The organism is Flavobacterium sp. PL02, from assembly GCF_035013205.1.
GTDB lineage: Bacteria > Bacteroidota > Bacteroidia > Flavobacteriales > Flavobacteriaceae > Flavobacterium.
In genome coordinates this window covers 1,676,339-1,695,433 of the sequence record NZ_JAYGJP010000001.1, presented here as the reverse complement: position 1 = coordinate 1,695,433, position 19,095 = coordinate 1,676,339, and the positions used below count along the sequence as shown (strand labels likewise).

Sequence of the window (19,095 nt, the reverse complement as noted above, 5' to 3'; positions counted from 1 at the left end):
ATAAAAAAACCTCGCCAGTATTTGACGAGGTTTGATTGGTTTAATATTGTGGGTGCGAAATCGGAGACATTTGCATAGCTTTTCACAAGAACTCTTCGCTGAGGCGAAGCTATCGTTGACTATATTCGAGACCTCAGGTTATTTCTTAAAAAAGAATGCTTCAATAATCATAAGGAGAAATAAAAATAAGATATACCCAAAAAATAATAAATTATCTTTCCAAATTTGACGGTTTTGTGATTGATAATAATCATTGATATTATAAATCAATTTTGTTTTTATAAAAACAAAATAATTAAAAGAAAAACCTAACACAACGAAAATCCAACCAAAATATTTAGCAAAATAGCTTGAAAATTCAAGCTCATATCCTAAAATTTTAAAAAAGACTCCTATTATTGCTAAATGAAACAATTCAAAAATACTTGCAAGCCCTAAAAAACCTATCTCAACAGATACGGTTTCCTCTTGCGCTTTTGCGAAACGAAACAATTTATAAAATAGAAAATTATATATTTTTTTCATATTTAATATTTTACGTGTCAATATAATTACTAAGTTGATTTCTATATGTCGCTTCTAAAGCACTTAATACAAAACCAACAATCACACATATTAAGCCTCATTTTATCTTGGATCTCTTTTCCGTTATACTTATAATTGGGCTGCTTATTATCTTATTCCCTTGATGTATTAAACCAAAAAGATAATAACTTATAATTTGGGAGATTTTTTTAATAAAAACATCTTTTTTTATTTTTTCCTTCGTTCGTAAACATAGCAAAATATATAGATATTTACTCAATTAAAAGACAAATTTTATCTATTTTTCGTACATTTTTAATTTTCAATTAAGCATTATTCCAAAAATAAGCTCACGATTAAAAGGTATCGGGCGTGATTTAGATTATTCTAACACATAAAAAAACCTCGCCAGTTCTGACGAGGTTTAATTGGTTTAATATTGTGGGTGCGAAGTCGGAGACATTCGCACAGCGTTTCCTTAGAACACTTCGGAGAGCGGTAGTTTTATTTCATTTCTTTTTCCTCTACCACAACAACTTTATGGGTAACTCTAAATTCATCAGTAATGACTCTGCTCATGAGTTCTCCCTTTTTATTTTTACTAACATTTGTTATACTAACTTCATCAGTAATTATTCCATTGATATAGCGAATCCCTGCTTTATTAAATCGCATATTATAGAGTGGAATCATTCTATTAGTTTCTGCTATAAATGTATCCTTATCTATTTTTTTAAAATGTTCATCATCTTGATTTATGTCTTTAGTTACTGAAAAAACAAATTGAATAAATCTATTTTTTTTTGTATCAAGAAGCTTAGTTGTTATAGTGTCTAAATCATTTTTGTAATTTATTTTTCCATTATAATAAGTACCAACATAAACTGTGTCGGGAAAATCAATAGTTATTTCAAGTTCTTTAAACTTTGTTTCCTCAATATTTTTATCTGTATTTTTAAGTTCCTCTTTGCAAGAAACTAGACAAATTACTACACTTAGTAGTGTTATCGTTTTAAATAGTACCATGATTTGATTTAGTTATATCCTTGTTCGTTAGCTAACGAATTTGCTTTTCCTTGTTGCTTTTTATAATTCATATCGTTGATAGCTTCAATAACTGTTCTTTCTGAAGCTTTTACAACTGTATCGTGATGTCCTTTTCTTCCTACTGAGGGTCTATTCCCAGGAGTATCGTCTACACCATAATGATATAATGGCACTTTAATCTTCACAGGTTCTACATTCTGAACCTCAATTGTTCCTTTACTTACGTTTCCATCTTTAGCAACACTTTCGATATTTTCTACTTTGGTCCATAAATCCCATGCGTTTTTAAGCGCACTAAATAATCTTTCAAATGCATTGGGACCATATGCTGAAGTTGCTACACCATCACTACCCATAGTACTAACTTCAACTCCTTCTGGTGGTTTAAAATAAGAGATAGCATTGTTTTTATCATTTATAGCGAAACTTCCATCATTTTCCTTAACAATACTTCCTGTAATATTATGTTCTCTTCGATATTCTCTAGCTTCCTTTCTAGTTTCGAACAAACCTGTTGGGTCGCTAAAATAAATCGGATTATTATAGGCAAAACGATAAGGTGTTATCGAAAAGGCTAATTCTGATAAAACATCCATAGAATTAAATCTTCCTATAGCAGGATCATATTGGCGATAATCCATCGCTGTTGTGTTAAGCTGTAATTTGTCTTGAAGCCTAAGTTGAAAAATATTCTATTTTTTCTTGTCTTTCTTCTCGATCACAACAACTTTATGAGTAGCTCTAAATTCATGAGTGATAATACGTGTACTAGGTTGCATTTTACCTTCTCGAAGCATTATGCCGTCTATCTCTACTTGGTCACTAATAATACCATCAATATAATTAACTCCCAATTGATTAAATTTTATAACAGTAAGCGGTATATATTTACTGCTTTTAGTATATATAGTATCTATAGCAATTTCTTTTAAATGCTTATTATCATGATTAATATCCTTTGTTATTGTAAAAGCATATTGTATGTATCTAAGCTTATTTATATCCAGTAATTTTGTTGTGACTGTATCAAAAATATTTTTGTAATTTATTTTTCCATTATAATATTCATTCACGTAAACAGTATCAGGAAAATCTACATTTATGCTGTAATTGGGTTCTTGCTTTTTGATGTTTTTAGTTTCCTTTTTGCAAGAAACTAAACAAATTATAAAACTTAATAATATTATTTTTTTCATTTATTTTAAATAATTAGAAAGTACTTTTACGTTATATTCCCTATCCTTTTATTTCTTTCTCTTTTCTTTTTCCTTTATAACAATAACTTTTTTAGTAACTCTAAATTCATTTGTAATAATCCTATCCATAGGTTCACCGTTTTTGCCTTTAGCCCCAAGTGATATATTTACTTCATCTACAATTATTCCGTCTATATAATTAATGCCCAAGTGATCAAATCTAATAGCATACAACGGAATACTCCTATGATGTTCGGCTGTAAACGTATCTGTAACTATTTTTTTTAGATATTCATCTGTATAATTTATATTTTTAGTCTTTACAAAATAGTAATCAATATATCTATACTTTTTTACATTATTTAAACTAGTATCTATGCTATCTAAACTATTTTTATAATTTATTTTTCCATTATAAAGTTCATTTACATATACTGTATCGGGAAAAATAATACTTATTTCAGATTTTATATTTTCTTCTTTTTTCACTGTCTTTTTCTCATCCTTACAGGAAATTAGCAATAAGAAGATTGCTATTAAAAAAAATGGTCGTTTCATCATTATTTTATTGTTTATAATAATTTAATCTTTGTTGAAGTGCATGGTTATTTGCATCTCTTTCTTGTGCAGCTTTTCTATAAGACCTTTTATTAATTTGATCAATATTACCTGTTTGAGAAGGAGCTACAGCCGTATCTTTTATCTTTTTTTCCTGAATAGTAGAGACGTTTCCTCCAGAAGTACTTGTCGCAGTGTGATTCAATAATGGCATATCAATCATCACAGGTTCTACATTCTGAACTTCAATTGTTCCTTTACTTACATTTCCATCTTTAGCAACACTTTCGATATTTTCTACTTTGGTCCATAAATCCCATGCGTTTTTAAGCGCACTAAATAATCTTTCAAATGCGTTAGGACCATTAACTGATCTTGCTGCGGGACCCATAATTGGGATGGCATCAGTATTTATGGAATTTGTTACTTTTCCTCTTTTCCATCCTTCTAAATCTCCTTTTAAATTACCTCCCCACAAAACAGTATTTTCTTTAATCCCCGGAAAACCTCCATTATTACTTTCTGTAGCTAATGCTGAAGTTGCTACACCATCACTACCCATAGTACTAACTTCAACTCCTTCTGGTGGTTTAAAATAAGAGATAGCATTGTTTTTATCATTTATAGCGAAACTTCCATCATTTTCCTTAACAATACTTCCTGTAATATTATGTTCTCTTCGATATTCTCTAGCTTCCTTTCTAGTTTCGAATAAACCTGTCGGGTCACTAAAATAAATGGGATTGTTATATGCAAAACGATAAGGAGTAATCGAAAAGGCTAATTCTGATAAAACATCCATAGAATTAAACCTTCCTATCGCAGGGTCATATTGGCGATAATCCATCGCTGTTGTGTTAAGCTGTAATTTGTCTTGAAGCCTAAGTTGAAAAATGTTCTATTTTTTCTTGTCTTTTTCCTCTATTACAACAACCTTTTTAGTAACTCTAAATTCATGGGTAATAATTCTATCCATAGGCTCTCCGTTTTTGCCTTTAGCACCGTTCTGGATTATTACTTCATCTGTTATCATACCATCCATATAGTTTAAACCTAACTTATCAAATCGAATATTATACAAAGGAATCAATCTGTTGTTTTTTGCTACAAATGTATCTTTAGCTATTTTTTTTAGATCGCTATCATTGTAATTTATGTCTTTAGTTACCAAGAGAGTATACTCAAGAAATCTAGTGTTCTTTTGTAATTTACGTATATCACTTGTTAATGTGTCTAAATCATTTTTATAATTTATGATACCATCATACCCCACATTTATATATACAGTATCAGGGAAATTAATATTTATTTCTGAATTTACATCCTTATCCTTTTTTACTATCTTTTTCTCATCCTTACAAGAAATTAGTAGTAAGAACATTATCATTAAAAAAAATGTTAGTTTCTTCATTGTTTTATTGTTTATAATAATCTAGTCTTTGTTGAAGTGCACGGTTATTTGCATCTCTTTCTTTCTCTGCTTCTATACGATTACCTCTATTAATTCTATCAATGATACCTGTTTGAGAAGGAGCTACAGCCGTATCTTTTATCTTTTTTTCCTGAATAGTAGAGACGTTTCCTCCAGAAGTACTTGTCGCAATGTGATTCAATAATGGCACTTTAATCTTCACAGGTTCTACATTTTGAGTTTCAATTGTCCCTTTACTTACATTTCCACTATTGGCTACATTATCGATATTTTCTTTTTTAGTCCATAAATCCCATGCGTTTTTAAGCGCACTAAATAATCGCTCAAATGCATTGGGACCATTAACAGATCTTGCTGCGGGACCCATAATTGGTATATTATCTGTTTGGATTGAATGCGTTCTATTACCATTTTTAAAACCTCCTAAATCTCCAAACAAATTATTTCCCCATAAAGTAAATCCTTCTTGTATTACTGGAGAACTAGAGCTGCTTGTTGTTGCTAATGCAGAAGTTGCTACACCATCTTCTCCTGTTGTACTAAGCTCCATTCCTGCTTCGGGCTTAAAATAAGCAATGCTATTTGTTTTATCATTTATAGAATAACCTCCGTCGCTATTCTTAACTATACTTCCATTAATATCATGTTCTCTTCGATATTCTCTAGCTTCTTTTCTTGTTTCAAATAAACCTGTTGGGTCACTAAAATAAATGGGATTGTTATATGCAAAACGATAAAGAGTAATCGAAAAGGCTAATTCGGATAAAACATCCATAGAATTAAATCTTCCTATCGCAGGGTCATATTGGCGATAATCCATCGCTGTCATGTTAAGTTCTAGCTCATCTTGCCATTCTCTCGAATTATATTTATACTTATATCCCAGTTGATTATTAAGAGTATTATACCCTTGATGTTTTAATCCAAAAGGGTAATAATTATTTTCTTCTAATATTTCCAGTTTATTTGTTACTGGATTCTTAGCATAGCTTAGTCTTACATTCCCTAAATGATCTAAATAGTTGAAAACATAACCAAAGACATACGTCGCTGGATTGGTACTTGTATTTCTTACATAACCTTCTGCCGTTGGGAAAAACTGTAAAACATCGTTCTTATACTGAAAACCACCTGCTAAATATTTCGTATTGGTTACTACTCCATTCTCGGTTACATTTTTTTCTAATTTTTGTCCCGTTGCATTGTAAATATAAGCAATCGTATTTCCTGTTCCAAATGTTATTTTGGTAGGTAAGTTAAGATGGTTATACTGTATTTTGGTAATGTTTTTGTTTTGGTCTTTTATTAGGTTTCCGTTATCATCATAGGCATAATCGTCTTCGGTATCGTTATACCCATTGCTATCATCTTTAAAACCTTGCGTATTATTGGATGTATCGGTTACTTTCATAAGCTGATTAGAATTTTCGGGATAAAAATATCCCAAATTATCCATATCATCTACATAAGGATTACTGGATACTCCTGCCATAAACTTGCGTTGCAGTCGGGTAATGTTTCCGTTTTTATCATAATCCATATTTTCTCCAAAATAATTTTTATTGTCTGTGAGCTTTGGAGTCTGGTACGAAGCATTTTTTAAACGATTTAATTGGTCGTATTGATAGCCATACCCACGTACGACTCCTATACCATCTGAACCTGCTGCCCAAAAAGTTTCGGCTATATTCCCGTTATAAAGCGCTTTGGTTGCCGTTGCATTTCCCTCGACTTTATTGTAATTTATTTTAAAAGCAAATAAATCTTTTGGGTCATTACCATATTGTAAGTTATCGGTATTATTAATTCCTGTAAGCCAGCCTCGTACATTATACTTATAGTCAATTTTTTGCAAAGGGCTTACAGTTGTGTTACCAACATTTTTATTTGTAAGTTGCCCTAATGGATCATAGATATTATTTGATAATAATTGTTCATCAGCAAAACCAATTCTGTGAGTGTGTGTAAGCAAGCGATCTTGTGTTGAAAACGTAAAATTTTCGAGTGTACTAGTGCCTGTATCTGATATCGTTTTTTTGTGAGCTGTTAACGAAGTTATTTTTTTACCTGTAAAATCTAGCCTATCCTGCACATAGGTATATCCTCCCAAATAATTAATTATATAATTTTCTATTGGTCTTCTATTAGTATCATAAAACAGAGAAATAGTTTCTCCCAAAACAATCGATTTATTGGTAGATATCCTAGTCCAGCCACCTGTTACTAGACGAGTTTCCATAGATAAAACAGATTGTCCATAAATAGCCGAAGGTTTAGGAGCAAGATTAGGAAAATGATATGTATCGTAATAGGTCGCTGTAAGTAACTTAAAACTTGATGCTGACGGAATACTACTAGTCTCTACTTTTATCCCTTCGATCATTCCTGTCTTTTTTTGAGTCTCTATTACTGGAATTACTGCGTTTTGATTTTTTTGCCAAGTTTGCCTTGTTGTACTACTACTTACTGTGTTATCCCATCCTGTATATATTGGCCTGCCAAAGGCATCATACTTTGTTAATAACCATCCTACAGTTGTATCATCCTGAAATGGAGAATTTGCAGGTCCCGTCGCCACGACTCTATTAAGTTTGTCATAAACGATAAACTCCCATTGTTTCCCAGGTAATTTTTTCTCTACCAATCGGTTGCGATTATCATACTTATACTGGTAACATAAACTATTAAGAATTTTATCGGTAATAGCTCCATCTACTTTAGGTGGGATTACATAAGTTAAATTACCATACTCATCATATACATAGTACGTATCGTGTTTTTTGTCTGACTCATAAGTTCTCTTTAAAATAAGCCTTCCTTCTTTATCTTTAAATTCTACTGTGCTTCCTTTTGTTTCAGAGAGATTTGCTGAGGAATTTTCGTCATAAGTAATGGTTTTATACAACTCATTTTTGTCATAATACTTATTATCCCAAAAAGTTATATCATACAATCCTGCTGTAGCGTTCCAAATTGTGGCGGCTTCTAATAATCGTACCTCATTTGTAGTATTCGTTTGGTAATCTAACTTTATCTCATGACCACTACCCATTGCCCAATCGTTTCCAGGTACGGCTTGTTTTAAAACTCGGTTAAGCGGCGAATTTTCGAACTTTTTCTCTGAGAAAGGATTTGCTGTATAATCGTATTTTTCGGTACCATACAATGCTTTTGTAGCATTAATTGCTATTTCTGTATTTATTCTTGGATATTTCTTGTTAGAATTAGGGAACGAAAAAGGCAAATAGTCTTTCTCTTGTCTGCCAAAATCATCATATTCTATTGGGGTTATGATATCTTCTCCATTTCCTCCTTGCCCAATGGCAATAGTTTGTACAGGACGCCCTAAACCATCAAAGTATGTTACACTCTGGTTCATTTCTTCTTTTTTCAGCGTTTTAAAATAATCTGCTGTAACTCCTTTTTTGGGTGAAGCTGTATAAATAAAATTATCATCGCTAAAAGCCTGTGCCACTACAGTAGCATTCGAAAATAGTAGCAAAATAATTAGTGATAAGTACTTTTTCATATTATTTAGTTTATGATTAGTTTGTTTCATAAGAAGGTTGCATAATTGTAAATACTACATTCTTACAATCATATCCCTTAAAGTCTGGTATTTTATTTGGTGGAATATTTGGTGCAAAATCTTGATATTGCTCAGCGCTACAACTAAACTCTTGCCAGCATTGAGATAATCCTTCTTGAGCCTGATTGTCGGCATCATCCTGTGAAATAGTTGAACTAAACTCACCCGCTGGGACGATATAGGCTACCTTTACCATACCGAGGTACTCCGAAAACATATTTAAATAACCACTTAGTTCATTGCTTAAATACATACAACTACCATTAGCATTTGCATAAGCTTGCCCGTTTTTGTTTACAGATATTTGTGCAATTTCATCAGCTGCTGCTTGTGAAGTAAGAGAATAAGAAGTCATTGCAGGAACCGTATACACTACAGAAGTGCCTGCTGTTCCAGATGCACAATTATTCTTGGTAAAAACACCACTTTTCTCCTTATTCCAAAAAGCGCAATATCCATTTCTATTAGCATTAACTTGCCCATTCATGTTCATATCGTTCAACGCTTTATTATCGGCATCTTGCTGTGAGATTACAGAAGTATAAGTTCCTGCAGAAACTGAATATACTAAAGGTCCAGTAAGCCCTGAACTACAATTAGCTCTATAAAAAGTTTTACTTATTGCTGTGTTACGATATACTGGAGCAACATCTAGCGAAATATCCATAACCTGCCCTTTGTAATTGTAGAAATAGGCTTGTAAAACATTCTGATCATTATCTTTTACAAACTTTAATCGATTAAAACTATCGTAATCGTAATAGGTTCTAGATCCATTTTCGTCTGTTATAAGACTAACTCCAATTAATGGCTTGTACATGTAAGTCATAATCTTGGTATTACCCAATCCTGAATACCCATACCAAAATTTATTTAATGCGATAATCATATCGCTTTCAGTTCCTTTATCCGAGGATGAAGCGTTTTGTACCCCATTAACTAAATATGCCTGAACATTTTTATAAGCAATGTTGTCTATCTTGGCAACAGGCAATGTTTTATTGTATCCCCAAACTATAGATGTTGGTGTACCTCCATCTTGAGTATATTGCAGGAGATTCCCTCTGTCGTCATAAAAATCGTAAGAGATTTTCTTGTCGGTAACAGAATTTAAAGCTACTGTTCCTTTGTTTTCAAGTACCGTTTTAGGTAATAATAAATTACTCGTAGCCGTACTTTTATCATAAACTGTTTTTCGCTCAGACAGTTTAATCCCTCTTCTAAATGTTTGTACATCCAACGGTACTCCAACCCTGTTTTGGGCAATTAGTTCTTTTACAAATGGCTCACTTGCCATTTGTGGATCTTGAGGGTAAAAGTATTTGGTTTCTAAGGCTTCTTCTTTGGAGTTTGTTATAGTTTCCGAGGTTAATAAAAAATGTTTTAGACTGTTATAGTTATATTTTTTTACAGTGACTAAATTTCCACTATCAAAATACCTTGTAGTTTTTTCACTAGACAATAAATTAACATTTGCAGTAATCTCATATTCTAGTGCCATGTGAGTATCCCAAAATGTGAGAAGTATATTATTAGAAAAATAAAATCTACCAATTTTAAAAGCAAATATATTTTTTAAAGCGCTTATCTGAGTATTAATCAAAAACGCATCATATTCAAATTCTTTCTTTTCTACTAAAGTTAATGATGCTAATCCATTTTTTTTATAATATGAAATTTCTTTTGGTTGTCCTCTAAATAGTTCCATACTAATTGGGGGCGGAAAAGGGAATTTATTAACCACAAAATCCATCGAATGTGTATAATTGTAAATAGTCACCCCTGTTTTGTTAGGATCATTAGATTCTTCTATAACAGTTTCATAACCTACATTAGCTCCTGAATACGTTACTTGCTGAATATTGTTGTATGATTTTAACCTATGGTAATAGCCATCACAATGTCCACCAACACATTCACCTGCGCCCACTATAATATCGTCTTCAAAAATGAACTTTGGTTCATTAAAAACTTTACCTGAACTCAAGTCAGAAAAATAATCCTTTTTATACTTGTACTTTTTTGTTATAGGTAAAGCCAAAGCATCTGGATAACTTCTAATTTCCTTAACTCTTAATCCACCAATATATTTATTAATATTTTTAGGATTGTTATTTGGATTTAATTTATTCCAAGTAACAGAAACAAAAAAATCTTTTATTTCTAAATCCTGACCAGCACCAGCTATATGGGCATTTAATATATAGTCTCCATTTTGCAGATAGGAATTAAAATTTCTTGATATATAAAAAGTATATGCTGGTGATGTAGAACTTGCTAATCTTGTTAAACTAAAATTAATATTAGCGTCTGCAATTCCATTTTTTAGACCACATCCACTACATCCCATACTAAAATCACCGTATGCTCCACCTAAAGGATTATTTCCATTTAAAAAAGGGTCTGGAGGGTTATTTATAGTAAAAGTCTCTTCGTAACTTTCATCAAGTCCTATTACAGTACTACTGTCTATGGAAGCAGCATCAACCAAATATACATCAGGTAATTTAGTCGAATAGCCATCATTATTTTCAAAATCAAATTCGGTATATCCTCCAGTAGGATATATTATTTTCTTTAATATACCAAATTGAGATTTAGAAGGATTAACGAATCTATTGGCTCCTTTAATTTCGATTGGTCTGCTCTCCAAAAATATTGTAGGAATTAAATCGATATTGTCAGTAGCTCCATTATAGTATCCCCAATAATCCTGAGCTGGACTATTACGACAAGGTGGAAAATAAGATTCATCGTAAAAAAAAGCATGCCCAATTGAGCTTGTTAATGAAGTAGTATTTCTAATTTTTTCTAACAACATCCATTTATTTGAATACGTTTCTTTACTGTAACAACTTCCACCTGTAACAAACTTATATTCAAAATCATAACTTAATACTTCATTTTTTTTAGAATCTTTTACCTTAATATTTTTCAAACTATACCCGCCTTGAAGGTCTGATCTTTCGATTATATTTCGATTAAATTCAACAACTCCATCATTAAAAGAAACTCTTTTTAAAAGATTAGAATGTAATGTAGTAATAGTTGTTATAGGCCCTTCGGTAATATCTCTTGTATCACTAGCTACTCCACTCATAAAAATTAACTTCGTTTTAGGCGTCATTGTTTTTAGTGTTTGTACTTCCAAATCGTATTCAAAAACAATATCTTCACTCTTATTTGGTGAAACAATTTTAGAAACGTACCATGCCGTTGTAGTTTCTGTATTGTCAACATAGGAAATCTCTTTTTCAGAAAATGTATATTCGTAACCTTCCTCTGTAATTATCTTGAAAATTCCATTATCATTATAAGTGATTTTTATTTGTGATTCTTCTAGTGTTACAAATTGATTATACTCTTGACTGTATATAAATTTGCCACTTTTACCCAATATATTAAAGTAAAATATATCTGGTTCAGAATCTGCAGTTCCAGCAGCTAATGCGCTCATAAATCGCTGTTTTTTAATATCACTATTACTTAACCTATACACCTTCTCAATAGACAGTTCACTGAACTTATTAAAAAAGCCACCAGTTTCTTCGTCTGGTATACCCTTGACTGATCTAGAAATCATGGGTATTGTTCCTAAAGACCAACCTAAACCAACCCACGAAGCAATATCTTCAACTTTATTACCTCCTGTATGATAATTTAATTCCAGAGGATAATTAAATGCATTTGTCTTAATGTTATAAATAGGAATTGATATGTTTGCCGTACCTGTAAAATTATTGACAGGTACTTCTCCATACCTTACAAAGGCAGCAGTATTTGGTGCTAAGGGGACAATGTTATTTACCTCTGTTTGCGAAAAAACTGAAGAATAAACTAAAAGTAGTATTGTTAATATGCTATATCTCATGGCCTCTATTTTATTTTTTTAATTTCTCCCTCTTCTTATTACTTTCACACCATCCGTTTGTACATTGGTTTTTATATTCACCACATAAATTCCTTCAGGGTAACGGCTTAAATCAATAGGAACGGTCCGGTCTGTGATTGCGAACTGCTGGAGGATGCGTCCCGCCATATCTACAACCGTAGCCGTTCCTTTTTCATACTCATATCCTATAATAATATTGGTAAATGTTACTGCAGGATTAGGAATGGCTTCTATGCCTTTGGCTTTAACTTTTTCGGGTTTGGTCTTGTCTTTTAGCTTGACTACCCAAAAATCATTACCTCCTATAGTCGATTTTTTCTGTTTGGATGTACCGGAGTTAGATGTTCCTGCCATTAAGTAACCTCCATCTCTGGTTTCGAATAGTTTTTGTAGCACATCATCACCATTGCTAGCTACATTTTTCTTCCAGATTTCTTCGCCTTTATCATCAATTTTTAAAGCAATATATCCTGCCTCTTTGTTTTTATTGACAAGTCCTGCTACTTTTCCGGCAATTCCATCTTTAGCGTATTCATTTTCGTTTTGAGAATACCCTCCAATTAAATAGGTTTGATCTTGGTTTTCGACCAAAGAGGTCAAAATATCCGTTTTACCAAAATCATAAGTCTTACTCCATACAACATCTCCTTTATCATCGAGCTTTAATACCCAATAATCGGTACCATTGCCTACCATACCCCCCAAAGAAGTAAGCGGACTGGTACTATTTGAATTTCCCCCTGCTATATATCCGCCATCTAGTGTTTGATGAACTACATACAACTGATTGTCTCCATTACCTCCGTATGTTTTTTGCCATTCGATACCACCCACACCATCAATCTTTATGATCCAATAATCTCCTATCCCTGCATTAGGTTCTGTTTTATCTCCCGATTGTGGAGAATTAGAATATCCTCCCAAAATATATCCTCCGTCTTGGGTTTGCTCCATGCTTCTTAATACATCGGCATATTCGCCTCCGTATGTCTTTTGCCACTCTACAACTCCCGCTTTATCTAATTTTACAATCCAATAATCCATGTTGCCACGGCTTTTCTCCGATTTGGTATATATATTTGGTTTAAAATCTAATGATTGTGTAATTTCTATCGTTTCGTCTGTTATTTCTGGAATCGAACTAGAGGAACCTCCAAGTATATATCCTCCATCTCTGGTCTGGAAAGCGCATAAAAGTTCATCCTGACCACTGCCACCAATAGTTCGTTGCCATAGTTCCTCACCATTGGCATCTAGCTTAATTACCCAAAAATCAGTACCTCCCTTACAAGGATCTTTTTTCTGGAAATCATTTGGAGAATTCGAAGTTCCTGCAAGAATAAAACCACCATCTCTTGTGTTTTTTATGCTTTGTAACAAGTCAAAACCACTACCTCCAAAACTTTTCTGCCAAACTAACTCCCCTTTTTCATCCATTTTCCAAATCCAATAATCTAGATCTCCATTATTGTTGTCAGTCTTATTACCTGTTTTATCAGATAAAGAACTTCCTGCGAGTATAAAACCATAATCGGCTGTGGGTTGTGCATCAAAAAGATAATCTGCATGTATTCCCCCATACGATTTTTCCCAAAGGATATCTTGGGAGTGCATGAATAATGGACAAATAAACAGGAGTAATAAGTAGTGTTTTTTCATTTTTTCAGATTGCTTAATTATACAATGTGTTTTTTTTGTAAGTAAAAACTTTAAATAATAACAATAATAGGGATAGTTTTCTTTAAAAACAAATTATTCTAATTATTTTGTAATAAACAAGTTACAAAAAACTACATCGTTTGAGTAATAAGTAAGAATAATTACTACATACATGAGAGTTTACCGCAAAGAGTATGTAATCCTTGGCGAAGAATTAACCGCAAAGCGCGCAAGAGTTTAACGCAAAGGGCGCAAAGTTTTTCTACAATCTTGTCTTTCTGAGGAACGAAGACACAAGCGATAGCGAATTGGCGAAGCAATCTCCGCGACAAACTTCATAATCTTTGCCGAGTCACTCACGGAGACCCTTCCTGCGTCAGGGTGACAAGATTGTGGTTTGTAGCAAAGAAATAAACGCAGAGTTCGCAAAGTCCCGATAGCTATCAGGATACGCAAAGGTCGCAAAGCTTTCAATTCTACTGATACGAAAATTTACTGTAAAGAATTGGGCTAACATTTGTTTTAAATCCATTTAATCTGTGCAATCTGTGGCAGAAAAATCAACCAAAAAACGCTTATTACCTTTAGTAATCAAACAATTAAATAAAAAAATATTAGAAAAAATTTTGCGCAGTCAAATAACTGCACTATATTAGCAGTCAAATAACTGCAAAATGGAAATTCGTAGAGATGTATTTCAGGCAATAGCCGACCCTACTCGCAGGGCAATATTAAGTCTAGTTGCGATACAGGCAATGACTCCTGGTGCAATAGCAGCAAATTTTGACTCATCGAGACAAACTATTTCTAAACACATACAAATACTCACAGAGTGTGAATTACTGAAACAAGAACAAAATGGAAGAGAAATTTATTATCACCTTAATCCAAAGAAGATGAAAGACGTATCCGATTTTATTGAGCCATTCCGCCAAATGTGGGAAGACCGATTTAATAAATTAGAAACAATAATGAAAAACTATAAAGACATTATCTAACATGGAGAAAAAAACAAAAATCAATGCCGAAAATGGCAAACAGGAACTAGTAATTACACGAGAATTTGATTTGCCTCTGGAATTGCTTTTTAAAGCCTACACCGAACCCGAAATTGTAGCACAATGGATGGGAACCAAAGTACTGAAACTCGAAAATAAAAAACACGGCAGTTGGCAATATCAAACAAGCGACGCTAACGGAAATGTAGTATTTCAAGCCAATGGCACCATTCATGAGTTTGTTCCCAACCAAAAAATCACACGAACGTTTGAAATGGAAAACACGCCATTTGCTGTACAACTTGAATTCTTAGAATTTGAAAAACTTACAAACAATACAAGTAAACTAGATATACATATCATATATAAATCGGTTGAACTTCGAGATCAAATGCTAAAACTACCTTTTGCCCAAGGCATAAATATGGCTCACAACAGATTACAAGACATTGCTAACAAATTAAAATAAAATATTATGACAAAGAGAAATAAAATTATCTATTGGATTGCTACACTCTGGCTAGCATTAGGAATGTTATCAACTGGAATAGTACAAGTATTAAAACTAAAAGAAGAGGCCGATATGATGGCACATTTAGGTTATCCGCTGTATTTTTTGACCATACTAGGTGTTTGGAAAATATTAGGTGTTATAACAATTCTTATCCCTAAACTTCCGTTATTAAAAGAATGGGCATATGCAGGTTTCGTTTTTGCAATGTCGGGTGCAGTATTTTCTCATTTTGCAAGCGGTGATGGCGCCAAAGAATATTTTGGACCAATATTATTACTTGTTCTAACTGTTATATCTTGGTATTACAGACCTACAGACAGAAAAACCATTTTAGTTTAATTTTTAATCAAGAAATAAAATGAAAAAAGAATTATCCCCAAAACAACAAGAAGAACTTCTTGACCTATTAAAAACTCGTTTTGAAAAAAATAAGGCTCGTCACGAAAGCCTTGAATGGGCCAAAATACAAGCTAAACTAGAAGCCAATCCCGAAAAATTATGGTCGCTTAATGAAATGGAAGAAACTGGTGGAGAACCCGATGTTGTAGGACATGATAAAAGCACCGACGAATACATATTTTACGATTGCTCAGCCGAAACTCCCAAAGGGCGCAGAAGTATTTGTTATGACCATGTAGCACTAGAAGCAAGAAAAGAACACAAGCCAAAGAATAGTGCAATTAATATGGCAACAACTATGGGTGTTACTATCTTAAACGAAGAAGAATATCGGGAATTACATAAACTCGGAAAATTTGATACAAAAACATCCAGCTGGATACAAACCCCAGCGGAGATAAGAAAACTCGGTGGTGCTATCTTTGCCGATTTTCGTTACAATACTATCTTTATATACCATAACGGTGCCGATTCTTACTATGCCGTAAGAGGATTCCGTAGCTCGCTTAGAGTATAAAAAAATGGTACGCGGATGACACAGATTTACTTCGTAAAGACGCAGATAAAAACTGATTTCTTAAAGTAAGAATAAGAAAAAAATCCGTCTTTTCTGCGTTTTCGCGATAGCGAATCCGTATCATCCGCGTCCTATTTTATGCGCAACACTGTGAAACTGTTTTATAAAATAGAGTATATACTCAATCTTTTTTTCCAAAATATCAATAGTGTGTCACCATCTTTGTAGAATCATATTATGAAGACGCACTGCGGTGCGTCTCTACGGAAAACCTTTGCGACTCAGTATCTTTGAACCTTTGAACCTTTATCCCTTTTGTACCTCTGAACCTCAAAAAAACCTTTGACCCTAAAAAACTACTCATATTTCAAATACTTCAAAACATCAATTTTAGTAACCTGATATGCTTTTGCCAAAACAATCGTTAGTGTTAAAAACAATAAAGACAAAAAGGCAACTACAAACGGAAATATCTGAATATTAATTCTAAAAGCAAAATAGTCAAGCCATTGTTGCAATAAGAAATACGCTGGAATAATCCCTATTATAAATCCTATTACGCAGAAGATTACATATTGTTTAGATAATTCTTTGAGTAAAACATTAGTCTCTGCTCCTAGTGTTTTCCTGATAGCAATTTCGCGTAATCTACGTTCCATAGAGAAAGAAGCCAAGGCAAATAATCCAAATACGGCAATAAGAATAACAATGACATTTAAGAACGAAAATAATTGACTTTGATTTTGATAATCTTTATAAGTTCGGGCGAAACTTCTATCTACAAAATTGAATTCAAAAGGATATTCAGCATCTACTTTTGATTTCCAGAATTTATCTATGGCATCAATCGTTTTAGGCATATCTTGTGGTGCAATTTTCACCGAAATATTAAGTAAATCTTTTTGCACCCAGTCGAATGCTGTAATGTGCATAAAAACCATTGGTGCAATTTTATTTTGCAGTCCAAAATAATTAAAATCTTTTACAATTCCGACTACTTTTAATTTTCTGTTTTCCCAAATGATTTCTTTATTAATAGGGTCTTTTTCCTGCAATGTTTTAGCAGCAGCTTCATTCAGTAGAACGTTACTAATGCTATCCGACGCAATTTTATTTGTTAAATCCCTTCCTTTAATTATTCGTACACCTAAAACATCCATCATTCCAAAATCAATTGCCATTTGTTGCGTTATAACTTCTTTATTATCTTTATAATGCATTCCTGACCACGAGTTAACATTGGATCCAATAGAAAATACTCCCGCAGAAACAGCCTGAACGCCTTTTATTTTTAAAAGCTCTTGTTTTATTGTCTTGTATCTTTCAAATTGGTTTCTTCCTTTTTTAGGCTTAAAAGAAATATCCATAACCTGAGCACCTTTAAAACCTAAGTCCTTATTTGCCATATAATTTACCTGCTGATAAACTATAAGTGAACCAATGATAAAAAATGTAGCTATAGCAAATTGTAAAACCAGCATACTGTTTCTAAGCCAAATCCCACTTTTACTACGAGAAAAATTTCCCTTTAAAACCTTCAAAGTCTCAAAATTTGAGACATAAATAGCAGGCAAAACTCCGGCAACCAGAATAACAATTATAAAAATCAATATTAATTGCAAATAAAATTGAGCACCTTCAAGAACCAGATTTTTTTCTAAAAGTGAATTATAAAAAGGTAATGAAAGTTCTACCATTACCAATGCCAATAAAAATGAAAAAAGCGTAATTAAGGTTGTCTCAAATACAAATTGAATAATAATTTGCAATTTTGTAGCGCCTACTATTTTCCTTACCCCTACCTCTTTAGCACGTTTTATAGCATTTGCGGTAGCAAGATTAATATAATTTACAATAGACAACAGCAAAATAAGTATTGATAACCCCATTAAGATTTTTAAAAACTGAAGGTTCGCAGTTCCTTCCGGAAAAGGACAATTTCCCTGATTAAGTCTCGAGTTGGAAAACGGAAGCAATTTTGGTTTTACCTGTTCGCCATATAACTTTAAAAAAGCTTCATAGGTTATTCCTTCTTCCTTAGCCTGTTTTTTAAAGTTATTTTCAATATAGATATGATTCAGACTTTTGAGTATAGCAGTTGTATCACTTTGCTTTTTTAGGTTTAGCATTAATCCGAAATTTAATCCCCAACTATCCTTCTTTTTTTCCAACTCTTCTTCAATTATAGTTGTAATTGCAGCAGGCATTACGGATGATTTTTGAGATAAACTATATACACCACGAACAACGAAAAAATTGCCAGCATATTTAACCTGTTTGCCCATTGGATTTTCATTTTTAAACAAACGAGAAGCTAGCTCTTCAGATATAGCAATGCTATTACGATCATGAAGTGCACTTTTGGCACTACCCAGAATAAATTCAAAAGGAAAAAAAGAAAAGAAACTACTTTGTGCTGAGAAAATCTTATTTACTAATTCAATTTTACCGTTATATTGTATCGTTTCTTTATTGTAATTACTTGTAAAATAACAATAATCCTGTAAATCTGAGGTAGTTGATTTTAAGATTGGGGCTGGTACAGCAGAATTTACAGCCCAAATATTACCGCCGCCAATATCATTAAGAACAGTATAAATTTTATCTTTCTCTGGATTCCACTGATCATAAGAGTGCTCCTCATTCCAATACAAAGTGGCAAAAATTAATCCAGCAATTCCGATACTCAATCCTAAAACATTTAAAGCCGTAAAAAGCCTGTTGGTTTTTATGTGATAAATAAATATGTTGATCCAGTTCTTTAGCATC

Annotated in this window: 15 protein-coding genes; 4 read left to right on the top strand and 11 right to left on the bottom strand. The window is 32.7% G+C overall.

What is annotated here, in order from left to right:
- Nucleotides 1-138: 138 nt before the first annotated feature.
- The 10 genes from SHI72_RS07215 to SHI72_RS07170 all read right to left on the bottom strand — a co-directional run bounded on the left by SHI72_RS07215 (nucleotide 139) and on the right by SHI72_RS07170 (nucleotide 13,898).
- Nucleotides 139-525 carry a hypothetical protein gene (locus SHI72_RS07215; RefSeq protein WP_039118246.1) on the bottom strand — a complete coding sequence of 129 codons (387 nt, stop codon included), beginning with the start codon at nucleotides 523-525 and terminating at the stop codon, nucleotides 139-141.
- Nucleotides 526-1,029: 504 nt separating this feature from the next.
- A complete protein-coding gene (locus SHI72_RS07210; protein WP_323489545.1) occupies nucleotides 1,030-1,551 on the bottom strand; it encodes a hypothetical protein in 522 nt (173 codons plus the stop codon).
- A gap of 8 nt (nucleotides 1,552-1,559) precedes the next feature.
- Nucleotides 1,560-2,213, bottom strand: a complete 654-nt coding sequence (locus SHI72_RS07205; protein WP_323489544.1) for an RHS repeat-associated core domain-containing protein — start codon at nucleotides 2,211-2,213, stop codon at nucleotides 1,560-1,562.
- Between the two features lie 51 nt (nucleotides 2,214-2,264).
- Nucleotides 2,265-2,768, bottom strand: a complete 504-nt coding sequence (locus SHI72_RS07200) for a hypothetical protein (protein ID WP_323489543.1) — start codon at nucleotides 2,766-2,768, stop codon at nucleotides 2,265-2,267.
- Between the two features lie 48 nt (nucleotides 2,769-2,816).
- Nucleotides 2,817-3,329 (bottom strand): hypothetical protein, encoded by a 513-nt coding sequence (locus SHI72_RS07195; RefSeq protein ID WP_323489542.1) that lies wholly within the window; start codon nucleotides 3,327-3,329, stop codon nucleotides 2,817-2,819.
- A 4-nt stretch (nucleotides 3,330-3,333) separates the two neighbouring features.
- Nucleotides 3,334-4,173, bottom strand: coding sequence for an RHS repeat-associated core domain-containing protein (locus tag SHI72_RS07190; RefSeq protein ID WP_323489541.1), 840 nt, complete (start codon nucleotides 4,171-4,173; stop codon nucleotides 3,334-3,336).
- Nucleotides 4,174-4,224: 51 nt separating this feature from the next.
- The gene (locus SHI72_RS07185) at nucleotides 4,225-4,737 is read right to left on the bottom strand and encodes a hypothetical protein (RefSeq protein ID WP_323489540.1); all 513 of its coding nucleotides are present in this window, start codon (nucleotides 4,735-4,737) and stop codon (nucleotides 4,225-4,227) included.
- A 4-nt stretch (nucleotides 4,738-4,741) separates the two neighbouring features.
- On the bottom strand, nucleotides 4,742-8,287 hold the full coding sequence (locus SHI72_RS07180; RefSeq protein WP_323489539.1) for a DUF6443 domain-containing protein: 3,546 nt from the start codon (nucleotides 8,285-8,287) through the stop codon (nucleotides 4,742-4,744).
- Nucleotides 8,288-8,303: 16 nt separating this feature from the next.
- Nucleotides 8,304-12,218: a DUF5977 domain-containing protein gene (locus SHI72_RS07175; RefSeq protein ID WP_323489538.1), complete on the bottom strand. Its 3,915-nt coding sequence runs from the start codon at nucleotides 12,216-12,218 to the stop codon at nucleotides 8,304-8,306.
- A gap of 18 nt (nucleotides 12,219-12,236) precedes the next feature.
- Nucleotides 12,237-13,898, bottom strand: coding sequence for a T9SS type A sorting domain-containing protein (locus SHI72_RS07170; RefSeq protein WP_323489537.1), 1,662 nt, complete (start codon nucleotides 13,896-13,898; stop codon nucleotides 12,237-12,239).
- Between the two features lie 674 nt (nucleotides 13,899-14,572).
- On the opposite strand from SHI72_RS07170, the gene SHI72_RS07165 reads away from it, so the two are divergent.
- The 4 genes from SHI72_RS07165 to SHI72_RS07150 are packed head-to-tail and all read left to right on the top strand — an operon-like array spanning nucleotide 14,573 to nucleotide 16,326.
- A complete protein-coding gene (locus SHI72_RS07165) occupies nucleotides 14,573-14,896 on the top strand; it encodes an ArsR/SmtB family transcription factor (protein ID WP_039118253.1) in 324 nt (107 codons plus the stop codon).
- 1 nt (nucleotide 14,897) lies between these two features.
- The gene (locus SHI72_RS07160) at nucleotides 14,898-15,365 is read left to right on the top strand and encodes an SRPBCC family protein (RefSeq protein ID WP_323489536.1); all 468 of its coding nucleotides are present in this window, start codon (nucleotides 14,898-14,900) and stop codon (nucleotides 15,363-15,365) included.
- A 6-nt stretch (nucleotides 15,366-15,371) separates the two neighbouring features.
- Entirely contained in the window at nucleotides 15,372-15,749 is a 378-nt protein-coding gene (locus SHI72_RS07155) for a DoxX family protein (protein ID WP_323489535.1), read from the top strand.
- A gap of 19 nt (nucleotides 15,750-15,768) precedes the next feature.
- Nucleotides 15,769-16,326 carry a DUF4256 domain-containing protein gene (locus tag SHI72_RS07150; RefSeq protein ID WP_039118256.1) on the top strand — a complete coding sequence of 186 codons (558 nt, stop codon included), beginning with the start codon at nucleotides 15,769-15,771 and terminating at the stop codon, nucleotides 16,324-16,326.
- Between the two features lie 356 nt (nucleotides 16,327-16,682).
- Here the strand turns inward: SHI72_RS07150 and SHI72_RS07145 are convergent, their stop codons facing one another.
- Nucleotides 16,683-19,094 (bottom strand): ABC transporter permease, encoded by a 2,412-nt coding sequence (locus tag SHI72_RS07145; protein WP_323489534.1) that lies wholly within the window; start codon nucleotides 19,092-19,094, stop codon nucleotides 16,683-16,685.
- Between the last annotated feature and the right edge of the window lies 1 nt (nucleotide 19,095).